The following is an 18,501-nucleotide window of genomic DNA, read 5'->3' as shown; positions in this document are numbered from 1 at the left end:
CGTGAGTTGGTATTCAGGACGTTGTATGCACTCAGATCTCAGCCTTTTTTCTGGATACCTTCAGCAGCCATTTGTTGGGACGGGAAGTTGCAGGAGACGGCGCGAGCCTTCTTGTCCCACTCTATGAAGCCCGTGCAATCGCTTGTGCCGGTGAATTTATAGCCAGCCTTGCGCAGCTCTGTATCTGTGATGTGATTCACGACTAGACCATTTTGGGCGAGGGTGAATGTGTAGGTTTCCTTGTCGCCCATCTTGATTCGGCCTGTCATGTGGATTGACTGGTTTTCGTAGGGTTCGGGGATTGTGGAGGTTTCGCCCTGGACAACAACCGGCAAACCAGAAGCGGCACCAGCTGGAGCAGCGGCAGCAGTTGGAGTATCAATTTTTTCCACCGTAACGGTTGTGACTGTTTTGGACTTGGGGGCAAAGATGCGATATCCGACGAAAACAGCCCCGAGCAGGATGCACACCCAAAGAATGCGGGTGTAACGCTTGAATTTGACGATAGCGGGGGTCACATCGTCGGCGCTGCTTTCGCTAACGCTGTTGCCTTGCGTGTGGCTCTTGTAGAGCTGGAAAAATTCGGGCTTGTAGGGTCGGACCTCTTCGCTGATGACAGCACCGCGAAAGCCGCCATGCACCCGCCTGATGTATTCGTTTTTCTTGCCCAGAATGTCGGCCTTACGAACCTTGATGAGCATGGCCAACAGGTCGGCAATGTCTCCATTCATGTGCCTGAAATTCTGGGTCATCAACAACACGTCAACGTTGAAATGTCGGTGCAGCTTGTACCACTCGATAACCCAAACGCTTGTACCCGTGCGAGGCATAGGAACGTGGCATTCATCGACAACAAATAAGGGGCCTTGGCCGGTCTCTGGGTGCTTCCATTCGGTGTAGTAGTCCCAGACGTTGCCAAAGACCGCGACAGGGGCAGAGAGGTTACCTCTGAAGCCGTGCGTGGTCTCTACGGCCTCTATGGAATGGCGCTTGTCTTCGTAGCCCTCTATTACCTCAAACGCTAGGCCGTTGCCCTTGTCGTCCACCCTGTTTGCGTCCCATGTGCCCAAGACCTTTGCAGGGCGGCGACGAACTTCTATCAGGTCGGCATAAGCAGGGTCGATGGCAGAGAACTGCTCTATGTTTAGAGGTAGGTTTGTAATGACCTTGCGCCCACGCTTAAGCGCTGCCAGGACGTGATAAACGGTGGCTTCGTAGCTCTTGCCAGAGCCCGGTATGCCTTGGAGTCCATTCAGCATTTAGGACCCCAGACGGGTGAACGGAATCAACTGCAAACCAAGGCGGATTGTTATGGCTGTTGCAATGATTGCGAGGGCTTGACCGAGGCCAATGGCAGAGGCGACCTCAAGGATTTTTTGAGGGATGACGAAGGCCCCTTGCAGGTTGTTTGTGAGGCCCGAAACATCGACGGCACTAACACCAGAAACGGCAACGGTTAGCACCTGTTCAAACACCCATGCAAAGAGGTCGCGGGATATGTCCCAGAGGGCCACAAACACGGCGACAAAGAGGTTTCCAAACCATGCAATGAGGGCGGCGACTTTGCCATAAATCGCGGCGATTAGACCTGCCATTTTTTAACCTCCAAAGACAAGAGCTCGGGCGAGGAAAGCAGCGCCGAGCAGAACGACAACTTTGCAAAATTCCCAGATGTAGCAAGGGGGACCAGAGAAGCCGGACCCGAACGAAAGGGGGCCGATTTTGGCGGGGATGGAGAAGACAGGGCAACCGCCTGAACTGCCAATATTGGGCATCATGGCCTGAAGGAGGGAGCCGAGACCGGAGCTTGAGAGCTGTGCCTTCTTTTCAGTCCAAACGCCGACTATCCCGCTTTCATACTTACGTTTGTAAAGCTTGGGGACATCTGAGAGCGGCACGTCCTGGACAACATCAGCGGGGGTTTCGGTGGTGGTGGTTGTGGTGGTTCCAACACCAAGATCCTTGACCTGTTCGATGGTGGTTTCGATTGCTACGCAATCAGGAGGCGTACAGGTGACAGACGTGCGTTTTGTAGTGGTCTTTGTCTTGCCGCCACCTAAATCGGTGTGTGTTGGGTTTTGAGTAACTACAGGCTTCGGAACGTCGATAGAGGTAGGGCGACTCAAGGGTACTTCGTACCCTGATTTAGCGGACTCTGTGAGAACGGTTTTCTTGGCGTCAGTTGACTGCGCGGTGTCGGGCTTAGCGCTGGCTTCAATGTCGGATGCAAGCTCCGCAGGGGTTGCGGGTAGCTTGCTAGGTGTTCCGGATTCAATGGTTCTGCGCTGGAGGTCGTTACCTGCAACACCCCACCAGCCGCCGTTATCTTGGCGCATCATGCAAGTAAGACCTTCGACGTAGTAAAACTCACGGCGAGCTAGGCCCCCGTAGGCATTCCAAGCGGAAACAAAGGCTTTGCAAGCCTTTTCGGTGGTGGTGAACCATGAGGGAGTTGGCAAGCGGCTATCAGGGGCATATGCGAACTGCGTGCACGGGTACGAGGTGCACGAGTTGGGGTCATTTCGAGTGATTACAGGGCCGGTGGGCGTGTTTTCGTAGTCGTAGCCGTAATGGGAAGCAATGACGCCGATAGCGGCAGCAGCAGCGGCAGTGCCGTAACAGGCGACGTTTGCAAGGCAGTACCGCGCGGCACCGGCAATCGCAGCAGTAGAAGGCAATGCGCGAGTAACGATCGGGAAAACGGCACCGGCAGCGGTAGCGATTTGGGTGCGGTATTCAACTGCGATGGCACCGGCCGCAGTGGTGGCAACAGCAGCGGCGGCATAGGTAGCGTTTGAATAGGTGCCTTCGCCGTAACTGGTGGTGTTGCCTGATGTGGTGGCGGGAAAGACGGGGTTAGCCTGGACAACTACCGGCAAAGACAGACACAAGGCCAACGCCAAGCGAAAAAGATTTTTTCTCATGGTGTTGACCTCATGCCGATGACAAACGCAATGCCGCCGAGGGCGCCAACGGCGACGATTAAGCCCCATAACAGGGAAACGGCGGCAGCGTCTGACATAGGTGCTTAGACCTTCTTGATAGCGCGCTTGGACACGTCCACGCCCTTGAAGGACATGGTGATGCCAACGACCAGAGCGCCGATGACGAGCACGGCAGCTGCAACGGCAGTCAGGTCGATTCCGCCCAAGAGGGTGGACACAGGATCAGTACCGGCAGCGTGTGCGGAAACACCTGCACCAGTAGCCAAAGCGATTGCAGACAGACGAGCCATTTTTTGCTTGAAGTTCATTTCAGTTTTCCTTAGAAAAGTTGGTTGATTGATGCCGGAAATCGACACCGCTAAACACTGCGCGCAGTGCTTAACGTTGCGGTTTCAAATCTTGTTAATGGCGGTTTTGATAACCCCGATGGAGTAGCCGAACAGGTAGCAGAGGACGACGGAGCCGAAGCCGAAAGCCCATGCGTAACCGACAGCTTCAGGGGTGACGCCTAACGATGCGTAGTCCATCAGTCCTCGTACTCACAAGGGTGGTCACATTCAGGGCAAACGGGGCTGCCTTCGCCGTCGTTGGATTCGTCTGGGTTGTCGCCAGTCCATCCACATTCGGGGTTTGTGCATTGGTACTCCATCAGGGGGCCTTTAAGGTTCGTTTTGCGTCTTGCCATCCCATGCGGAAGAGTTCGGCGCTGGTGGTGAATGCCTGGGCGATGTAGACCCAAGCGGCGGGGATGTTGCGGAGTGCTTTCACTGGTAGTCGTCCTGCGTTCCCAATCGGTCGAGATCGATGATTTGGGGGAGGTCGTCAACATCGCACCAGTCTTCGACGAGCTGCACAGCACGATCGATTTCAGGGACAACGCCAACGCCTGCTTTTTTGAGGTCGAGGGTCCATTCGGGTTGACCATCGTCCGACGAAGGAACGAGAAGGCGGCCCGTGCTTTTCGACTGGACGATGTATCGGGGCATGTTTAGGCCTGAGCGCCCGCAGCGCGGCGAATTTGGATACCTACCAACACGACCTTGGCGGCGTCACGGCCTTGGGCATCCTTACCGGCAACGATGTCGAATTCGACGTCAACAGGAACACCGGCAGCAGGCCATGATTTCTCAAGGTGCGCCCACTTGGAGAACTCGGAGGCGTCTCCAAACTTGTAGGGGACTGTGACGATGCCGAGTGTTTTTGAACTGGCGTTTGCTGCTAAGTCGGCTGGCAGGTAGAAGGTTGTAGAGCTGAATTTGTTGTCTTCAACTTGGCCTTCACTTGCCTTGATACCGAAGAGGGTTTGCTGTGCTTTCATACGCATGGTTTTGTCTTTCGTGGCCGGTTTTGTTAAGCGGCTAATAAGGTGTGGCCAGCACCCCCGCCGCTGTTGGTTACTGAAAATGCGCCGAGCAAATCGGACTCTGAAAACTTGCGGAGTCGCCCTGGCAATTTGTGTTTGCGCCAGTCGCACAGCTCCAAGAATTCGGACTCACTCAGGTACTTGAAAGCGGCGGCAATCGTGGGAGCAGCAGACGTGAAGGCCCAGCGGAGGTTTCTGGAAATCTCAGCCTTGACCGTCTGCAAGGGCAAAGCTTTGTGAACTGAAATCTTTTGAGGGATTGCGGGGGCTTCGTGCTTCACGAGCTGGAGCTGATGCCAGTCGGAAGCGCCTGCAAAGAAGTCGGCAGGGCGGCGGAAAATGTCGGAAGGCAAGACGCGGTTTTGATCGCCGTAACGCAGCTCAATGCGGACCCATGGGCTGTTTGCTTCACGCCCGAAAAGTTGGTCGCCTTTTTCGTAGATGTTGGTTTCTTTCCCGTTCTTACGAGAGCCAACGTAGAAGGAGCGTTCACGACCATTGACCCAATCGCCCTTGACGTCTGTTTGCGGCCTACGTCCGCGAACGTCGAAGCCACCAGAGAGATACAAGTCTTTGAGACCGTCCATATCAAGGCCACCATCGAAGAGATCTAGGGCCAAGTCAGCACGGGTAATCTTTGCTTCGTGCTTGTCGATCAGGTCAGCTATGCGGTCAGTCCAACCGGCAGAGGCAAACGTACAAGCGTGGCCTTCAATGTTGGCGTGAATGGTCTGGTTTTGCGCTTGTGCGCTGTGGCTGTTTGAACCAGCCATGAACCCCACCCAGCCGCAGGGGTGGCCCTTGCGTTCGATGATGAATGAGTACTTGTAGAAGTCTTTACCGCCCTTGATCTCTGGAGAGACTTCAAACTCTTCACCCAAGGCTTCCACGATCTCTTTTGCGAGTTCGAGAGCTTGACCGGATGCCCACTGAAAAGCGGGGGTTTGGTGTTCGGCTTCGTAGGCTTCAAGAGTGCAGCGAATAAGCCGGTGAACGCGATCTTGCTCGGACTCGCTCAGCTCGTCGTTGTAACGGGGCTTATGAACGACCATTCGACCGACCGACGCCACGGAGCGTTTAGCCAACATATCCCGAGTGGGAAGGACTGGACCGCGACGGGTCAAGAAGTCAGGGGTAACACTGCGCAGTAAGCAGGTGAAGCGGACCCAATCGACATGGATAGGGGTGTTGTGGGCTGTGCGTTCGGCCTGAAGGCGGAGCTTGATCTGATCGCCTTCGACAACTATGGGGTTTGTCTTAGACATTTGGCACGCTCCGGAATGATCCCCCCGTGTTACCAACGGGGGGCAGCTCTTGCGCTATCGCGCCGGATGCCTTCCCCGCAAGCGGGGCCCCTTCCAGCGCTTTAGCTTGGCATGAAGCAGCCAAAGGGGTGCCGATAATGCAAAGGCAGAAAGGGGAGGTAAGTGCAGATGACGGAAGAAGAAGCGCGCGGCCGCCGGCCATGGCTACCGACAGAGCCGGCTTGGTTAGCTCCACCAGCAAAGACCGTGAAAAAGAAACGGCAGACAAACTCGAAAAGGGGAATGAGCCGATACGTTTTTGCTGCGACGGTCCTTGGAATCGCTTTGTGGCTGTTGATAAGGTAAACAGACCGGAAGTGGTGGAACCCTGTTCAGATTGCGCAGGGGAAGCGGCCAAGCCAACCTGCGCAGGGGATGACTGCACAGGGTTCCGTAAATCGTTGAGGTGTTTTTGCATGGCCGCTTAAATTTCTTTTCACGTTTAGTGAAATGAAATGTAGAGGCCAGTTCACGTTTGGTGCAAGCTTTTTTTCACGTTTGGTGCGAAAATTTCCCGAACCGAAGGAGCCAGACATGCCCAAAACCATCGAATTACTGAATAAAGCGCTTGCCATCAAGAGCGCATCTGAATGGGCGCGACTGTTCAATATCGTGCCAAGCACGATCACGAACGCAAGGACGAAAGGCAAACTAAGCCCCGCCATTGCTGGAAACTTTGCTATTGAATTAGGAGAGGACCCGACGCAATGGATGATTGCGGCGATGATGGAGAACGAGCGCGAAGCGCTGTTGATAGACAGGCTTTGCGCTGCAAAGCCAGAATGGCGGAAGCTGTGAGATTCGAACTCACGGAGGGGATAAACCCTCGCCGGTTTTCAAGACCGGTGCCTTAAACCGCTCGGCCAAGCTTCCAGAGCTGCGTATTCTAGCGCGGCTTCAACATGCCTTTGGTTTCGATGAACGCAATCACCTCTTGCAGGCCGCTTTGGTCCTTGAGGTTGGTCATGGCAAACGGCTTCATGCCCTTGGGGGTGTTGCGCATGCGCTCGGTGTCGGCGCGCATGACGTCGAGGTTGGCGCCCACGTGGGGGGCCAGGTCGGTTTTGTTGATGACGAACAGGTCGCTTTTGGTGATGCCGGGGCCGCCTTTGCGAGGGATTTTTTCGCCGGCAGCCACATCGATCACGTAGATGGTCAGGTCACTCAGCTCGGGGCTGAAGGTGGCGGCCAGGTTGTCGCCGCCGCTTTCCACAAACACGATGTCAGCATCGGGAAAGTCCATCAGCATGCGGTCGATGGCTTCCAGGTTGATGGAGCAGTCTTCGCGGATGGCGGTGTGCGGGCAGCCGCCGGTTTCTACGCCCATGATGCGCTCGGCGGGCAGCGCGCCGCTCACGGTGAGCAGGCGCTGGTCTTCCTTGGTGTAAATGTCGTTGGTGATGGCGACCAGGTCGTACTGGTCGCGCATGGCCTTGCACAGCATTTCCAGCAAGGTGGTTTTGCCGGAGCCAACAGGGCCGCCTATGCCCACGCGCAAAGGGGGCAGGGTCTTGGTGCGATTGGCAATGTGGTGAAGTGCGGACATGGTGTTTACTATCAAAAAGTGAGCTGCGCGCGCAATATCAACGAGCGCTAGGAGCGGAAAAGCCTTGAATACTGCACTTCATGCTGGCTACTCAGTATGGCCAGCATGGGGCTGAAGGCTTGGCGGGTGTCGTCGCTCACGCTCAGGGCGTAATCGACAGCGGAAGGAATCTCGGCGGTCAGCGCGGACAGGATGCGTTGCCCCGCACTCTGGCCCAGCGGCACGGCCTTGATGGCGGCTTGCATCATGTTCTCGGCCCAGCCGAAGGAGAAGGCCAGCAGGCATTCGCGCACAGGCGCTTGTGTGGCGCTTGCGGCCAGCGCGAATGCGATGGGATAGGTGGGCTCCTGCGCAGCGAGCAGGGCGATTTGTGCGGGCGTGGCCGTGGTGTGGTTCTTCAACCATTCCAGCAGGCTTTTGCCCATTTGTTCGGTTTGCGCGCGCAACTCGGCGCTTTCGCGGGTTTGCAGCACCCAGGCATTGAGCTCGGCAATGCGGGGCTGGTCGTCTGCGCGCCAGGCGGCAATGGCCTGGGCCACCGCAGGCAGCTCCGAGCGGGCCAGCGTCATGTGCAGTTGATCGACCAGCCAGACGGATGCTTCACTTTCTGTAGCGGCTCGCGCAGTATCTACGGCGGCTTCCAGGCATTCGGAGTATGAAAATCCGCCAATCGGCAAGGCCGGGGAGGCCAGCCACATGAGCTGCATCAGGCTGCTGTCGAGCATGGTGTTGCTTGTCTATTGGTCGCCGTGGTGGTGATCATGGCTATGGTCGTGACCGTGCTTGCAGTCCGGGCCATGCACATGGGGTTTGGCTTGTACTGCCACCGGGATGCCGCGCAAGGTAGCCGCCGGCTTGGGCGCATGGTCATGGTTGTGGCCGGAGTGGGAATGCCCGTGGTCATGGCCATGTCCATGATCGTGATCGTGTCCATGGTGATGGCCGCCGTGGTGTCCACCGGTGGCGTAAGCGCCGTTTTCGGGCTCGAAAGCCTCGTCCACCGCATTCACGATCAGGTGCATGGCGCGCAGCATGTCGGCCAACACGTGGTCGGGCTCAATCTTCAGGTGGTCGGGCTGCAACTCGATGGGCACATGGCGGTTGCCCAGGTGGTAGGCGGCGCGGATCAGGTCGAAAGGTGTGCCGTGATTGCGGCAATGGGTGATTTTCAGCACCGCTTGCGGCGCAGCTTTGGCGACGATGAGCGAGCCGTCTTCAGCCACCAGCACATCGCCACCGCGCACCACGGTGCCACGGGGCAGAAATACGCCGATCTGGCGGCCTTGGCTGTCGGTCGCATCAAAACGGCTTTTCTGGCGCACGTCCCAGTCCAGCTCGACGGTGGCGGCGCGCTTGACGAGAACCGGTGCCAGGCCTTGGCCTTGCGGGATGCATTTGGAGACTTGGAGCATAAATATTCGGGTGAACAAGGGTTGCAGGCATTGTGGCCCAGCTGCAGAGGGCCCACTCATGTCAGTTGCTTGGTCATGAAAAAGCTGTAAGGGTCCAGCGCGTAGTCGGCAAAGGGGCCGCATTCGACAAAACCCTCGCTGGCATAGAGCTCTCTGGCCGCTGCAAACGGGGCGTGTGAGCCGGTCTCGAGGCTGATGTGGTGCATGCCGCAAGCTCGGGCATGGGCTTCAATGTGCTGCAGCATGGCCCGCGCAACGCCCTTACGCAGGTGGACGTCCGCGGTGCGCATGGACTTCAGTTCGCCGAGCGTGGGTGTCAAGGTCTTGAGGGCACCACAGCCCATCAAATCCTCGCCATTCCATGCAGCCCAGAAGCGGATGGAGGGGTGCCGCAGGGCGTCCAAATTCAGTGCGTGCACGCTGCCGGGGGGCGAGTGCGACTGGCTGGAGCGCAGGTGGGCCTCCAGTAGTGCTTGCACCTGAGGGTGCTCTAGGCCACCCGCCATGATCTGCATGGCGCTCAAAACAAAAAGTAGCGCTGTGCCATGGGCAGCTTAAGCGCCGGCTCGCAGGTCAGCAGCTGGCCGTCGGCGCGCACGCTGTAGGTTTGCGCGTCGATTTCCATGGTGGGCAGGTAGCTGTTGTGGACCATGTGCTGCTTGCGTATGCCGCGGATGTTTTTGACCGCGGCCACGTTTTTGGCGAGACCAAAGCGTTCCTTGATGCCGGCGTTCAAACCCGATTGCGACACAAAGGTCAGCGAGCCGCGATGCAGCGCGCCACCGAAGCTGCCGAACATGGGGCGGTAGTGCACCGGCTGCGGTGTGGGGATGGACGCATTCGGGTCGCCCATGGCGGCGTGGGCAATGAATCCGCCCTTCAAAATCAGCGCGGGTTTCACACCAAAGAAAGCGGGTTTGTAGATCACCAGGTCGGCCCACTTGCCGACTTCGATGCTGCCCACTTCGTGGCTGATGCCGTGCGAAATCGCAGGGTTGATGGTGTACTTGGCGACATAGCGCTTGGCGCGGAAGTTGTCGTTCCTTGACGAATCCTCTGGGAGCGAGCCCCGTTGCGACTTCATCTTGTCGGCCGTCTGCCAGGTGCGGATGATGACTTCGCCCACACGGCCCATGGCCTGGCTGTCGCTGCTCATCATGGAAATCGCGCCCATGTCGTGCAGGATGTCTTCGGCCGCAATGGTTTCCTTGCGGATGCGGCTTTCGGCAAAGGCCAGGTCTTCGGCAATGCCCGCGTCCAGGTGGTGGCAGACCATCAGCATGTCCACATGCTCGTCCAGAGTGTTCTGGGTGTAGGGCATGGTGGGGTTGGTGGAGCTGGGCAAAAAGTTCGCCTGGCCCACCACCTTCAAGATGTCGGGGGCGTGGCCGCCGCCTGCGCCTTCGGTGTGGAAGGCGCACAGGCCACGGCCCTTGGTGGCTTCGATGGTGTTTTCCACAAAGCCGGATTCGTTGAGCGTGTCCGAGTGCAGGGCCACTTGAATCTCAGTTTCGTCAGCCACATCCAGACAGTTGCTGATGGCAGCGGGCGTGCTGCCCCAGTCCTCATGCAGCTTGAGGCCAATCACACCGGCGTTGATTAGCTCATGCAGTGCGCCGGGCAGGCTGGCGTTGCCCTTACCAAAAAAGCCGAGGTTCATGGGGAAGGCGTCAGCCGCTTGCAGCATGCGCTCGATGTTCCAGGGGCCTGGCGTGCAAGTGGTGGCCAAGGTGCCGGTGGCCGGACCCGTGCCGCCACCCATCATGGTGGTCACGCCGCTGGAGAGTGCTTCTTCAATCTGCTGCGGGCAGATGAAGTGAATATGGCAGTCAATGCCGCCCGCGGTGACGATGTTGCCCTCGCAGCTGATAATTTCGGTACCCGGTCCGATGATGATGTCCACACCCGGCTGCGTGTCAGGGTTGCCTGCTTTGCCGATGGCCGCAATGCGCCCGTCTTTGAGTCCGATGTCCGCCTTGACGATGCCCCAGTGGTCCAGGATGAGGGCGTTGGTCAGCACGCAGTCCACGGCACCTTCTGTGCGGGTGCGCTGGCTTTGCGCCATGCCGTCGCGGATGGTTTTGCCGCCGCCGAACTTGACCTCTTCGCCATAGCTGCCCGCAGCCAGGGTGTAGTCTTTTTCGACCTCAATGATCAGGCCGGTATCTGCCAGGCGCACGCGGTCGCCAGTGGTGGGGCCGAAGATTTCCGCGTAGGCGCGGCGTCCGATGGTTGCCATGTTCAAAGACTCCCTTGGGTCAGGCCGCGAAAGCCATAAATCATCCGGTCGCCGGCAATCTCCACCAGCTCCACAGTGCGTTGTTGGCCGGGCTCGAATCGCACGGCTGAGCCGGATGCGATGTTCAGGCGCATGCCTTGCGCCACCGCACGGTCAAAGCCGAGCGCGCCATTGGTCTCTGCAAAGTGGTAGTGGGAACCCACCTGGATAGGCCGGTCCGACTGGTTCTGCACCACCACCGTCACGGTACGGCGGCCTGTGTTGAGCAGATGTTCGCCGTCGTCAAGAATGAGTTCGCCGGGGATCATGGTGCCGTCCTTCACGCCAATTGCATCAACAAGGCCATGCCCGAAGCCGCCACAGCAGCGCCGGTGGCGCGTGTTGCCCACACATTGGCAGCACGCAAGGACCAGCCCAGTGCCACGCCGGAAAGATGCAGCGCGATGGTGGTGACAAACATGCCGGCCACTGCCGCAACCGCGTCACCCGTAGCTGCCAACTCCGCACCGTGGGCCAGTCCGTGGAACACAGCAAAGCCACCCACCAACACCATGGAGGCTGCGGCATTCATGCCTTGGCGTGTGAGTACCAGTAGACCCAGCGCCAGCACGGACGCAGCCACCATGGGCTCCACCACGGCGCCGCCCATGCCTTGGAGGCCCAGCAGAGCGCCCAGCACCAGCATGTTGGCAAACGCCAGCGGCCCCCACAGCAAGGCGGGCCCGGCGCGACGGGCCGACACGGCGCTCCAGATGCCCACAGCCAGCATGGCCAGCAAGTGGTCCAAGCCACCCAAGGGGTGCAGCAGGCCGGTCATGAAGCTGCTGTGGTGGTGCAATTCAGTGCCAATATGGGCGCTAGCGCTGGTAGATATTGCGCTGGCAGCTATTAAAAGAAGAGCGGATTTCAGGATTTTGGACATGGCATTCTCCGGATAGGGGCTCAGACGATCGGCTGGTGCACGGTCACGAGCTTGGTGCCGTCGGGGAAGGTGGCTTCGATCTGGATGTCGGGGATCATTTCTGCAATGCCGTCCATCACATCGGCGCGGGTCAACACGGCGCGGCCTTCGCTCATCAGTTGGGCCACGGTTTTGCCGTCGCGCGCGCCTTCCATCACGGCGCAGCTGATCAGGGCGACTGCCTCGGGGTAATTGAGTTTGAGGCCACGGGCTTTGCGGCGTTCCGCCAGCAATCCGGCGGTAAACAGCATGAGCTTGTCTTTTTCACGAGGGGTCAGTTCCATGGTCGGTCCGGTATGTCTGCAGATGGTGCATCCTAAGCAAGCCCCGTGCCCTGTGGTGGTGCCATACGCCAAAGGTCGCATGCCGGTGGCATGGAAACTGCACCCTGCCAGCTGTGCCCATCGACCTCCCACCCCCACCGCCGCCCGAAGCGCCCGCCCAGCGGGTGGTCAAAATTCGCCGCGACTACAACAACTGGGTGGCCAGCGAGACCATGGAGGATTACGCCCTGCGCTTCACACCGCAGCGCTTTCGCAAGTGGTCGGAGTGGCGGGTTGCCAACACGGCCTTCGGTGCGGCCTCTTTTCTGATTCTTGAAGCGGTGGGCGCCACCCTCTTGGTGCAATACGGCTTTGTGAACGCCTTCTGGGCGATTCTGATGACGGGGCTGGTGATTTTTCTGGCCGGCTTGCCTATCAGCGTGTACGCCGCACGCTACGGGGTGGACATGGATTTGCTGACCCGCGGCGCGGGCTTTGGCTACATCGGTTCCACGCTCACTTCGTTGATCTACGCCTCGTTTACCTTTATCTTCTTCGCGCTGGAGGCGGCCGTCATGGCCTATGCGCTGGAGCTGGCCCTGGACATACCGCCCACCTGGGGCTACCTGATTTGTGCGGTGGTAGTGATTCCGCTGGTTACCCACGGGGTGTCCGCCATCAGCCGGCTGCAAATCTGGACGCAGCCTCTGTGGCTGATCATGCTGATCGTGCCGTTCGGCTTTGTTTTGGTGCGCGACCCACAGGCTTTTGCGGGCATCACGCACTACGCTGGTGAGAAAGGCCCGGCTGGCGGCTTTGACTTGCACCTGTTTGGTGCCGCGCTCACGGTGGGCATCGCCCTTATGACCCAGATGGGCGAGCAGGCCGACTACCTGCGTTTCATGCCCCAGCGCACCGCAGCCAACCGGGTCTCCTGGTGGGCTGGTGTGTTGGTAGGCGGGCCGGGCTGGGTGGTGCTCGGCGTGGTCAAAATGCTGGGCGGGGCTTTTTTGGCTTACCTGGCCATTCGAGCAAGTGTCCCGACCGATCGTGCGGTAGACCCGAACCAGATGTACCTCGCGGCCTACGAATACGTCTTCCCGACCTTGGGCTGGGCGGTCGCGGCGACGGCGGTGTTCGTGGTGATCTCACAGCTCAAAATCAATGTCACCAACGCTTATGCCGGCTCGTTGGCGTGGAGCAACTTCTTCTCCCGCCTCACGCACAGCCACCCCGGGCGGGTGGTGTGGGTGCTGTTCAACAGTGTGATCGCGTTCATGCTGATGGAGATGAATGTGTTCCAGGCGCTGGGCCAGGTGCTGGGCCTGTATTCCAACATCGCCATCGCCTGGATCATGGCCGTGGTAGCAGACCTGGTGATCAACAAGCCCCTTGGCCTCTCGCCCAAAGGCATTGAGTTCAAGCGAGCGCATCTGTACGACATCAACCCCGTGGGCGTGGGCGCCATGGCCATGGCGTCTTTGCTGTCCATTTTGGCTTACCTGGGCCTTTTCGGGGAACTGGCCAAGGCGTTTTCGGCGGTAGTGGCATTGGTCACGGCCATGGTGACTTCGCCCTTGATTGCGTGGTGGACCAAAGGCAAGTACTACCTTGCGCGCGCAAGCGACGGAAGTTTGGATGGCAACGCGCTTTGCTCTGTGTCCCCCGCCTGCTGCGCAGGCTCCTCCGTGACCTCCGCAAAACGCATTGGCACCCAAACTCCAGCGCCCGGATGGACACCCCAAGTGCAGCGTTGCGTCATTTGCGAGCGTGAGTATGAAGGCCCCGACATGGCCCATTGCCCTGCCTATCAGGGCGCGATTTGCTCGCTCTGCTGCACGCTGGATGCGCGCTGTGGCGATATGTGCAAACCACACGCCAACTTGGCGACCCAGTGGTCTGCGACTTTGCGCTGGCTGTTGCCGCGCCGTGTGTGGCCTTTTCTGGATACAGGGCTCGGGCACTTTTTGTTGTTGATGCTAGTGATCTTGCCGATCTTGGCCACTGTGTTTGCCATGTTCTACCAGCAAGAGATGGGCAACCTCGCGGTCTGGGCTGAGCACCGCGACAGCGTGGCAGTCGCGCTGCGCGCGGGTTTCAGCAAAACCTTTGCGGCGCTTTTGTTGATGTCGTGCATCGTGGCGTGGTGGCTGGTGCTGGCGCACAAGAGCCGCCAAGTGGCGCAAGAAGAGTCCAACCGCCAAAGTCATTTGTTGCTGCAAGAGATCGAGTCGCACCGCCAGACGGATATTGCCCTGCAAGAAGCCAAGCGGGTGGCCGAACAGGCGCGCCTCGCCGCGGAGGCTGCCAACCAGGCCAAGAGCCGCTATATAAGCGCCATTAGCCACGAGCTGCGCACGCCGCTCAACAGCATCCTGGGCTATGCCCAGTTGATGGGGGAGGATGCGGCCATTCCACCCCACCGCAAGCAGGCGGTGAGTGTGATCAAGCGCGGCGGTGAGCACCTGCTTTCGCTGATCGAGGGCACGCTGGATATGGCCCACATCGAGAGCGGCAAGCTCACCCTGAATGTAAAGCCGATGCAGTTTGCCAACGGAATGGCAGAGCTGGCTGGCATGTTTGAGTTACAGGCTGCCGGCAAGGGGCTGCAGTTTCACTTCGAGGTGGTGGGCAATGTGCCCGAGTGGGTGCGGGCCGACGAGAAGCGCCTGCGCCAGATCTGTATCAACCTGCTGGGCAATGCCATCAAGTTCACCGCTGCCGGCAGCGTACGCCTGGTGCTGCGCTATGCCCGCGAGATGGCGCACATAGAGATCCATGACACCGGCCCCGGGATGCGCACCGAAGAGTTGGATCGGATTTTTGAGCCCTTCACCCGGGGCTCCACCGCGGCATCCGGGGTAGCGGTTGCGTCCGGCGGCTCAGGCCTGGGGCTCACGATTGCCAAGATGCTGACCGACCTGATGGGGGGCGAGCTCACCGCCAGCAGCGTGCCCGGTCAGGGCAGTGTCTTCAAAGTGCGCTTGTTTTTGCCGGAGCTGCACATGCCAGCCAGCGCAACCCGCCCGGCAGCCCGCGCCAGCAAAACCCGGCTGGCTTATGCCGGCGCCCGGCGCAAGGTGCTGGTGGTCGACAACGAAGAGGCCGACCGCGAGCTCTTGGTGAGCCTGCTGCAGCCTTTGGGTTTTGATGTGCGTACCGCTGCCAGCGGCCACGACGGACTGGACCTTATGGCGGCCGGACTGCAGCCCGATGTGGTGTTACTCGATCTGGCCATGCCCGGCATTGATGGCTGGGAGACTTTGCGCCGCATCCGCTCCAACCCGGCGCTGGGTGGCAGCCAGCCGCAGGTGGCCATCGTGTCGGCCAATGCGTTTGATCGCGGGCTCGACAACGGCCTGGGCTTGCCGCCCGAGGATTTCATTGTGAAGCCGGTGCGCCACAGCGAGCTGTTGGATTGGCTGGAGCGGCGGCTTGAGTTGGTGTGGATCGATAAGCCCGCGCCTGCAGCCGCCACGGCGGTGATGGATGTGCCGGTGGCAGTTGCCGCTGTGGTGTCCACGCCCGCGCTGCCGGCCGAGGCTGCCCGAGCTTTGCTGGAGGTAGCCCAGCTGGGCTACTACCGCGGCGTGATGAATTTGCTGCAGTCACTGCAGACCCGCTATCCGGCGAGTGCCACCTTCCTGCAACAGCAGGAGGCCTTGGCCCGCCAGTACCAGTTTGAAATGATGTCTGACCAATTGCAAAAGGTGCTCGATGCCTGCTCCGCTGATGAACCCCGCTGACACCCTGCCGGATACAGCCCGCCTGGACGGCACGCTGGACCGTGCCAACAGCGATGTGGTCCTTATCGTGGACGATGTGCCTGACAATTTGGCCGTTTTGCACGATGCTCTTGACGAGTCGGGCTACACGGTCTTGATTGCCACCTCCGGTGAGGCTGCCCTGATGCGCGCCATACAGGCACTGCCCGACGTGATTTTGCTGGACGCCATGATGCCCGGCATGGATGGTTTTGAGGTGGCACGCCGGCTCAAGGCGGCGCCGCAAACCACGCATATCCCCATCATCTTTATGACTGGCCTCACCGAGACCGAATACTTGGTGGCTGCGTTGGAGAGTGGCGGGGTGGACTATGTGACCAAGCCGATCAAGCCCAAAGAGGTGCTGGCCCGTATGGGGGTGCATCTGGCCGGCGCGCGCGAGCGACGCCAGACCCGCAATGCGCTCGATGCCTTCGGCTACGCCACCATTACCGTGCGTGCCGCGGATGGCTGCCTGATGTGGCAAACGCCGTTGGCGCGCGAGCTGCTGGAGCGCTACTGTGGCACTCAGGCCCCGATCACACCGCCCGAAGTGCTGGCCTGGTTGCAGGCCTGCCTGCAAACTGTGGCCCGGGGTGACGAGCCGGCCAAGCTGAGTCTGGAGCGCGGTCCCAAGCGGCTGACTTTTCGTCTGCATCAGCAGATCGGCGATAGCGATGCCGGCGGCGACTGGCTCATCGTGATGCGGGAGGTGTCTGACACCGCGGTGATCGAGGCCATGAGCCTGTCTTTCAAGCTCACCGCCAAAGAGGCGGAGGTCTTGTACTGGGTGGTCAAAGGCAAAACCAACAAAGACATTGGCGACATTTTGGGCAGCAGCCCGATGACCGTCAAAAAGCACCTCGAGCGCGTGTTCGTGAAGCTCGGTGTGGAAACCCGCACCGCCGCTGCAGGCATGGCCATGAGCCGCATCCGGCAGCTGCATCCCCAGTTCGAGGGCTAACGCACTGACGATTGTTTGACCTGGCGCAATCCTGTTTGCCTTGAGGCCATCTGTCGCTTACCTCCGCTTTACGTGGGGTTTGTAAAGTGGCCTGGTTCAGATAAGCAAGGATCAAGGGATGCAAAAAATCAAGTACGTGTTGTGGGGTTTGCTGCTGGGGCTGACCGCGTGGTGGCTGTGGGCAGACCCGCTGCTGAGCACCCCGCTAGGCTTTTTTGCGGTGCGCAATTCGCTGGTCAATTACACCGGCTTGCTGGGCATGGCCATGATGAGTGTGGGCATGGTGCTGGCGGTGCGACCGGTGTGGTTTGAGCCTTACCTGGGCGGGCTGGACAAGATGTACCGCCTGCACAAATGGCTGGGTATTGGCGGCTTGGTGGTGTCCATCTTGCACTGGTTATGCTCCAACGCACCGAAGTGGTTGATCGGGTCCGGGCTCATGGCGCAGCCCACTAGTGGGCGCCCGCCACGGGTGGAGCAAACCGTGGAGCTTTTTAAACTCTTTCAGAGCTGGCGCGGTCTGGCGGAAGGCGTGGGCGAGTGGGCCTTTTATGCGACGGTGCTGATGATTGCCTTGGCCCTTATCAAACGTTTCCCTTACAAGTGGTTTTTCCAAACCCACCGGGTGTTGGCTGTCACCTACCTGGTGCTGGTGTTCCATGCGGTGGTGCTGATGAACTTCAGTTATTGGGCGCAGGGCCTGGCGCCGTTCATGGCCGTCCTCATGCTGGCGGGTGCGGTGTCGGCGGTGGTGGTGCTGTTCCGCAAAGTGGGTGAGCACCGCAAGGTGGCGGGGGTGATTGAGACGGTGGAGCGTTTTGATGCGTTGCAAGTGCTCTACGTGGCGCTGCGCTTGGACGGGCGCTGGCCCGGTCACCAAGCGGGGCAGTTTGCGTTTGTGAATTTTGATGCCAAAGAGGGCGCTCACCCCTTCACCATCAGCTCCGCGTGGCAGGGCGATGGACACATCACCTTCCTCATCAAAGAGCTGGGCGACTACACCCGCACTTTGCCGGATTATCTGGCGGTGGGGCATGCCGCAGAAATCGAAGGCCCCTACGGTCAGTTCACCTTCCAGGGCCCCAAGCGGCGCCAGATTTGGGTGGGGGCGGGCATTGGCATTACCCCGTTTGTGGCCCGCATGAAAACGCTGGCCGGTGCCCCGGACGGCAAGCAGATCGACCTGTTTCACTCCACTACCGTGCTGGACCCGCGCGCCATCGACAAGATGGAGGATGACGCAGCCTCCGCCGGCGTGCGCTTGCATGTGCTGCACGACGCGCGCGACGGCCGGCTTGACGCTGCACGCCTGTGTGCAGCCGTGCCCGACTGGCGTGAGGCCGATGTCTGGTTCTGTGGCCCGCCCGCCTTTGGCCGGGCCCTGAAAGCAGCGCTGGTGGCACAGGGATTGCCGACTGCGGACTTTCACCAGGAACTGTTCGAGATGCGGTGAGGCTGCGACAATCACCGCATGAGCACCGATGCATCTCCACCCGCCCCGCCCAAGCAAGCCAACAACCCCTTGCATGGCAAGACCCTGGAAGCCATCGTGACCGAACTGTCGGACTACTATGGCTGGGATGGGTTAGGGGAGCGCATCCCGGTACGCTGCTTTACGTTTGAGCCCAGCGTGGGCTCCAGCCTCAAGTTTTTGCGTAAAACTCCTTGGGCACGTGACAAGGTCGAAGGGCTGTACCTGTTCATGCTGCGCGAATTACGCCGTTCAGGGCGCTAAGCCGC

At 59.6% G+C, this 18,501-nt stretch carries 21 protein-coding genes and 1 tRNA gene; 5 read left to right on the top strand and 17 right to left on the bottom strand.

All coding sequences use genetic code 11. The annotated features are described in order from the left end of the window. Positions 1–38: 38 nt before the first annotated feature. The 8 genes from RAE19_RS05215 to RAE19_RS05180 form a co-directional block, all read right to left on the bottom strand. Complete coding sequence (locus tag RAE19_RS05215) at positions 39–1,259, bottom strand: zonular occludens toxin domain-containing protein (RefSeq protein ID WP_313873918.1); 1,221 nt, start codon at positions 1,257–1,259, stop codon at positions 39–41. Further along, positions 1,260–1,595 carry a hypothetical protein gene (locus RAE19_RS05210; RefSeq protein ID WP_313873917.1) on the bottom strand — a complete coding sequence of 112 codons (336 nt, stop codon included), beginning with the start codon at positions 1,593–1,595 and terminating at the stop codon, positions 1,260–1,262. Positions 1,596–1,598: 3 nt separating this feature from the next. Further along, positions 1,599–2,924, bottom strand: coding sequence for a hypothetical protein (locus tag RAE19_RS05205; protein WP_313873916.1), 1,326 nt, complete (start codon positions 2,922–2,924; stop codon positions 1,599–1,601). Between the two features lie 104 nt (positions 2,925–3,028). Next, positions 3,029–3,253: a hypothetical protein gene (locus RAE19_RS05200; protein WP_313873915.1), complete on the bottom strand. Its 225-nt coding sequence runs from the start codon at positions 3,251–3,253 to the stop codon at positions 3,029–3,031. A gap of 84 nt (positions 3,254–3,337) precedes the next feature. Continuing rightward, positions 3,338–3,472: a hypothetical protein gene (locus RAE19_RS05195; protein WP_313873914.1), complete on the bottom strand. Its 135-nt coding sequence runs from the start codon at positions 3,470–3,472 to the stop codon at positions 3,338–3,340. Between the two features lie 237 nt (positions 3,473–3,709). Further along, positions 3,710–3,931, bottom strand: coding sequence for a hypothetical protein (locus RAE19_RS05190; protein WP_313873913.1), 222 nt, complete (start codon positions 3,929–3,931; stop codon positions 3,710–3,712). A 2-nt stretch (positions 3,932–3,933) separates the two neighbouring features. After that, positions 3,934–4,269: a hypothetical protein gene (locus RAE19_RS05185; protein ID WP_313873912.1), complete on the bottom strand. Its 336-nt coding sequence runs from the start codon at positions 4,267–4,269 to the stop codon at positions 3,934–3,936. Between the two features lie 26 nt (positions 4,270–4,295). Further along, entirely contained in the window at positions 4,296–5,573 is a 1,278-nt protein-coding gene (locus RAE19_RS05180; RefSeq protein WP_313873911.1) for a replication initiation factor domain-containing protein, read from the bottom strand. 573 nt (positions 5,574–6,146) lie between these two features. Between RAE19_RS05180 and RAE19_RS05175 the strand changes: the two genes are divergently transcribed. Next, positions 6,147–6,410 carry a hypothetical protein gene (locus tag RAE19_RS05175; RefSeq protein ID WP_313873910.1) on the top strand — a complete coding sequence of 88 codons (264 nt, stop codon included), beginning with the start codon at positions 6,147–6,149 and terminating at the stop codon, positions 6,408–6,410. Here the strand turns inward: RAE19_RS05175 and RAE19_RS05170 are convergent. From RAE19_RS05170 to ureA, 9 genes are all read right to left on the bottom strand, one after another. Then, positions 6,396–6,485, bottom strand: a tRNA-Ser gene (locus tag RAE19_RS05170). The two genes, RAE19_RS05175 and RAE19_RS05170, sit on opposite strands and share 15 nt — an antisense overlap. A gap of 13 nt (positions 6,486–6,498) precedes the next feature. Beyond that, positions 6,499–7,158, bottom strand: coding sequence for an urease accessory protein UreG (gene ureG / locus RAE19_RS05165; protein WP_313873909.1), 660 nt, complete (start codon positions 7,156–7,158; stop codon positions 6,499–6,501). A gap of 47 nt (positions 7,159–7,205) precedes the next feature. Beyond that, positions 7,206–7,883 carry an urease accessory protein UreF gene (locus RAE19_RS05160; protein ID WP_313873908.1) on the bottom strand — a complete coding sequence of 226 codons (678 nt, stop codon included), beginning with the start codon at positions 7,881–7,883 and terminating at the stop codon, positions 7,206–7,208. Positions 7,884–7,895: 12 nt separating this feature from the next. Continuing rightward, positions 7,896–8,570: an urease accessory protein UreE gene (gene ureE, locus RAE19_RS05155; RefSeq protein ID WP_313873907.1), complete on the bottom strand. Its 675-nt coding sequence runs from the start codon at positions 8,568–8,570 to the stop codon at positions 7,896–7,898. Positions 8,571–8,626: 56 nt separating this feature from the next. Continuing rightward, on the bottom strand, positions 8,627–9,085 hold the full coding sequence (locus RAE19_RS05150) for a GNAT family N-acetyltransferase (RefSeq protein ID WP_313873906.1): 459 nt from the start codon (positions 9,083–9,085) through the stop codon (positions 8,627–8,629). 5 nt (positions 9,086–9,090) lie between these two features. Then, positions 9,091–10,809 carry an urease subunit alpha gene (gene ureC / locus RAE19_RS05145; RefSeq protein WP_313873905.1) on the bottom strand — a complete coding sequence of 573 codons (1,719 nt, stop codon included), beginning with the start codon at positions 10,807–10,809 and terminating at the stop codon, positions 9,091–9,093. Between the two features lie 2 nt (positions 10,810–10,811). Next, positions 10,812–11,117 carry an urease subunit beta gene (locus tag RAE19_RS05140; RefSeq protein WP_313873904.1) on the bottom strand — a complete coding sequence of 102 codons (306 nt, stop codon included), beginning with the start codon at positions 11,115–11,117 and terminating at the stop codon, positions 10,812–10,814. 11 nt (positions 11,118–11,128) lie between these two features. Continuing rightward, positions 11,129–11,731: a HupE/UreJ family protein gene (locus RAE19_RS05135; RefSeq protein ID WP_313873903.1), complete on the bottom strand. Its 603-nt coding sequence runs from the start codon at positions 11,729–11,731 to the stop codon at positions 11,129–11,131. A 20-nt stretch (positions 11,732–11,751) separates the two neighbouring features. After that, entirely contained in the window at positions 11,752–12,054 is a 303-nt protein-coding gene (ureA, locus tag RAE19_RS05130; protein WP_313873902.1) for an urease subunit gamma, read from the bottom strand. A 104-nt stretch (positions 12,055–12,158) separates the two neighbouring features. Between ureA and RAE19_RS05125 the strand changes: the two genes are divergently transcribed. From RAE19_RS05125 to RAE19_RS05110, 4 genes are all read left to right on the top strand, one after another. Then, complete coding sequence (locus RAE19_RS05125) at positions 12,159–15,779, top strand: hybrid sensor histidine kinase/response regulator (RefSeq protein WP_430962564.1); 3,621 nt, start codon at positions 12,159–12,161, stop codon at positions 15,777–15,779. Next, positions 15,751–16,761, top strand: coding sequence for a response regulator (locus RAE19_RS05120; protein WP_430962514.1), 1,011 nt, complete (start codon positions 15,751–15,753; stop codon positions 16,759–16,761). The genes RAE19_RS05125 and RAE19_RS05120 overlap by 29 nt, the downstream gene beginning before the upstream one ends. Positions 16,762–16,879: 118 nt before the next feature. Then, positions 16,880–18,214 carry a ferredoxin reductase family protein gene (locus RAE19_RS05115; RefSeq protein ID WP_313873900.1) on the top strand — a complete coding sequence of 445 codons (1,335 nt, stop codon included), beginning with the start codon at positions 16,880–16,882 and terminating at the stop codon, positions 18,212–18,214. Between the two features lie 18 nt (positions 18,215–18,232). Then, positions 18,233–18,496, top strand: coding sequence for a VF530 family protein (locus RAE19_RS05110; RefSeq protein ID WP_313873899.1), 264 nt, complete (start codon positions 18,233–18,235; stop codon positions 18,494–18,496). Positions 18,497–18,501: the final 5 nt, after the last annotated feature.

Origin of the sequence: Rhodoferax potami, from assembly GCF_032193805.1 — a bacterium.
GTDB classification, from domain to species: domain Bacteria; phylum Pseudomonadota; class Gammaproteobacteria; order Burkholderiales; family Burkholderiaceae_C; genus Allorhodoferax; species Allorhodoferax potami_A.
Note: the sequence above shows the minus strand (reverse complement) of the source record. Positions and strands in the feature narration are given on the sequence as shown.

What these genes read in the sequence shown, in the direction of transcription:
- RAE19_RS05210 (WP_313873917.1), bottom strand. Translation starts at nt 1,595, where the DNA reads ATGGCAGGTCTAATCGCCGCGATTTATGGCAAAGTCGCCGCCCTCATT.
- RAE19_RS05150 (WP_313873906.1), bottom strand. Translation starts at nt 9,085, where the DNA reads ATGCAGATCATGGCGGGTGGCCTAGAGCACCCTCAGGTGCAAGCACTA.
- RAE19_RS05195 (WP_313873914.1), bottom strand. Translation starts at nt 3,472, where the DNA reads ATGGACTACGCATCGTTAGGCGTCACCCCTGAAGCTGTCGGTTACGCA.
- RAE19_RS05140 (WP_313873904.1), bottom strand. Translation starts at nt 11,117, where the DNA reads ATGATCCCCGGCGAACTCATTCTTGACGACGGCGAACATCTGCTCAAC.
- RAE19_RS05175 (WP_313873910.1), top strand. Translation starts at nt 6,147, where the DNA reads ATGCCCAAAACCATCGAATTACTGAATAAAGCGCTTGCCATCAAGAGC.
- RAE19_RS05185 (WP_313873912.1), bottom strand. Translation starts at nt 4,269, where the DNA reads ATGCGTATGAAAGCACAGCAAACCCTCTTCGGTATCAAGGCAAGTGAA.
- RAE19_RS05180 (WP_313873911.1), bottom strand. Translation starts at nt 5,573, where the DNA reads ATGTCTAAGACAAACCCCATAGTTGTCGAAGGCGATCAGATCAAGCTC.
- ureC (WP_313873905.1), bottom strand. Translation starts at nt 10,809, where the DNA reads ATGGCAACCATCGGACGCCGCGCCTACGCGGAAATCTTCGGCCCCACC.
- RAE19_RS05200 (WP_313873915.1), bottom strand. Translation starts at nt 3,253, where the DNA reads ATGAACTTCAAGCAAAAAATGGCTCGTCTGTCTGCAATCGCTTTGGCT.
- RAE19_RS05160 (WP_313873908.1), bottom strand. Translation starts at nt 7,883, where the DNA reads ATGCTCGACAGCAGCCTGATGCAGCTCATGTGGCTGGCCTCCCCGGCC.
- RAE19_RS05110 (WP_313873899.1), top strand. Translation starts at nt 18,233, where the DNA reads ATGAGCACCGATGCATCTCCACCCGCCCCGCCCAAGCAAGCCAACAAC.
- RAE19_RS05135 (WP_313873903.1), bottom strand. Translation starts at nt 11,731, where the DNA reads ATGTCCAAAATCCTGAAATCCGCTCTTCTTTTAATAGCTGCCAGCGCA.
- ureE (WP_313873907.1), bottom strand. Translation starts at nt 8,570, where the DNA reads ATGCTCCAAGTCTCCAAATGCATCCCGCAAGGCCAAGGCCTGGCACCG.
- RAE19_RS05120 (WP_430962514.1), top strand. Translation starts at nt 15,751, where the DNA reads ATGCCTGCTCCGCTGATGAACCCCGCTGACACCCTGCCGGATACAGCC.
- RAE19_RS05215 (WP_313873918.1), bottom strand. Translation starts at nt 1,259, where the DNA reads ATGCTGAATGGACTCCAAGGCATACCGGGCTCTGGCAAGAGCTACGAA.
- RAE19_RS05190 (WP_313873913.1), bottom strand. Translation starts at nt 3,931, where the DNA reads ATGCCCCGATACATCGTCCAGTCGAAAAGCACGGGCCGCCTTCTCGTT.
- ureA (WP_313873902.1), bottom strand. Translation starts at nt 12,054, where the DNA reads ATGGAACTGACCCCTCGTGAAAAAGACAAGCTCATGCTGTTTACCGCC.
- RAE19_RS05205 (WP_313873916.1), bottom strand. Translation starts at nt 2,924, where the DNA reads ATGAGAAAAAATCTTTTTCGCTTGGCGTTGGCCTTGTGTCTGTCTTTG.
- RAE19_RS05115 (WP_313873900.1), top strand. Translation starts at nt 16,880, where the DNA reads ATGCAAAAAATCAAGTACGTGTTGTGGGGTTTGCTGCTGGGGCTGACC.
- ureG (WP_313873909.1), bottom strand. Translation starts at nt 7,158, where the DNA reads ATGTCCGCACTTCACCACATTGCCAATCGCACCAAGACCCTGCCCCCT.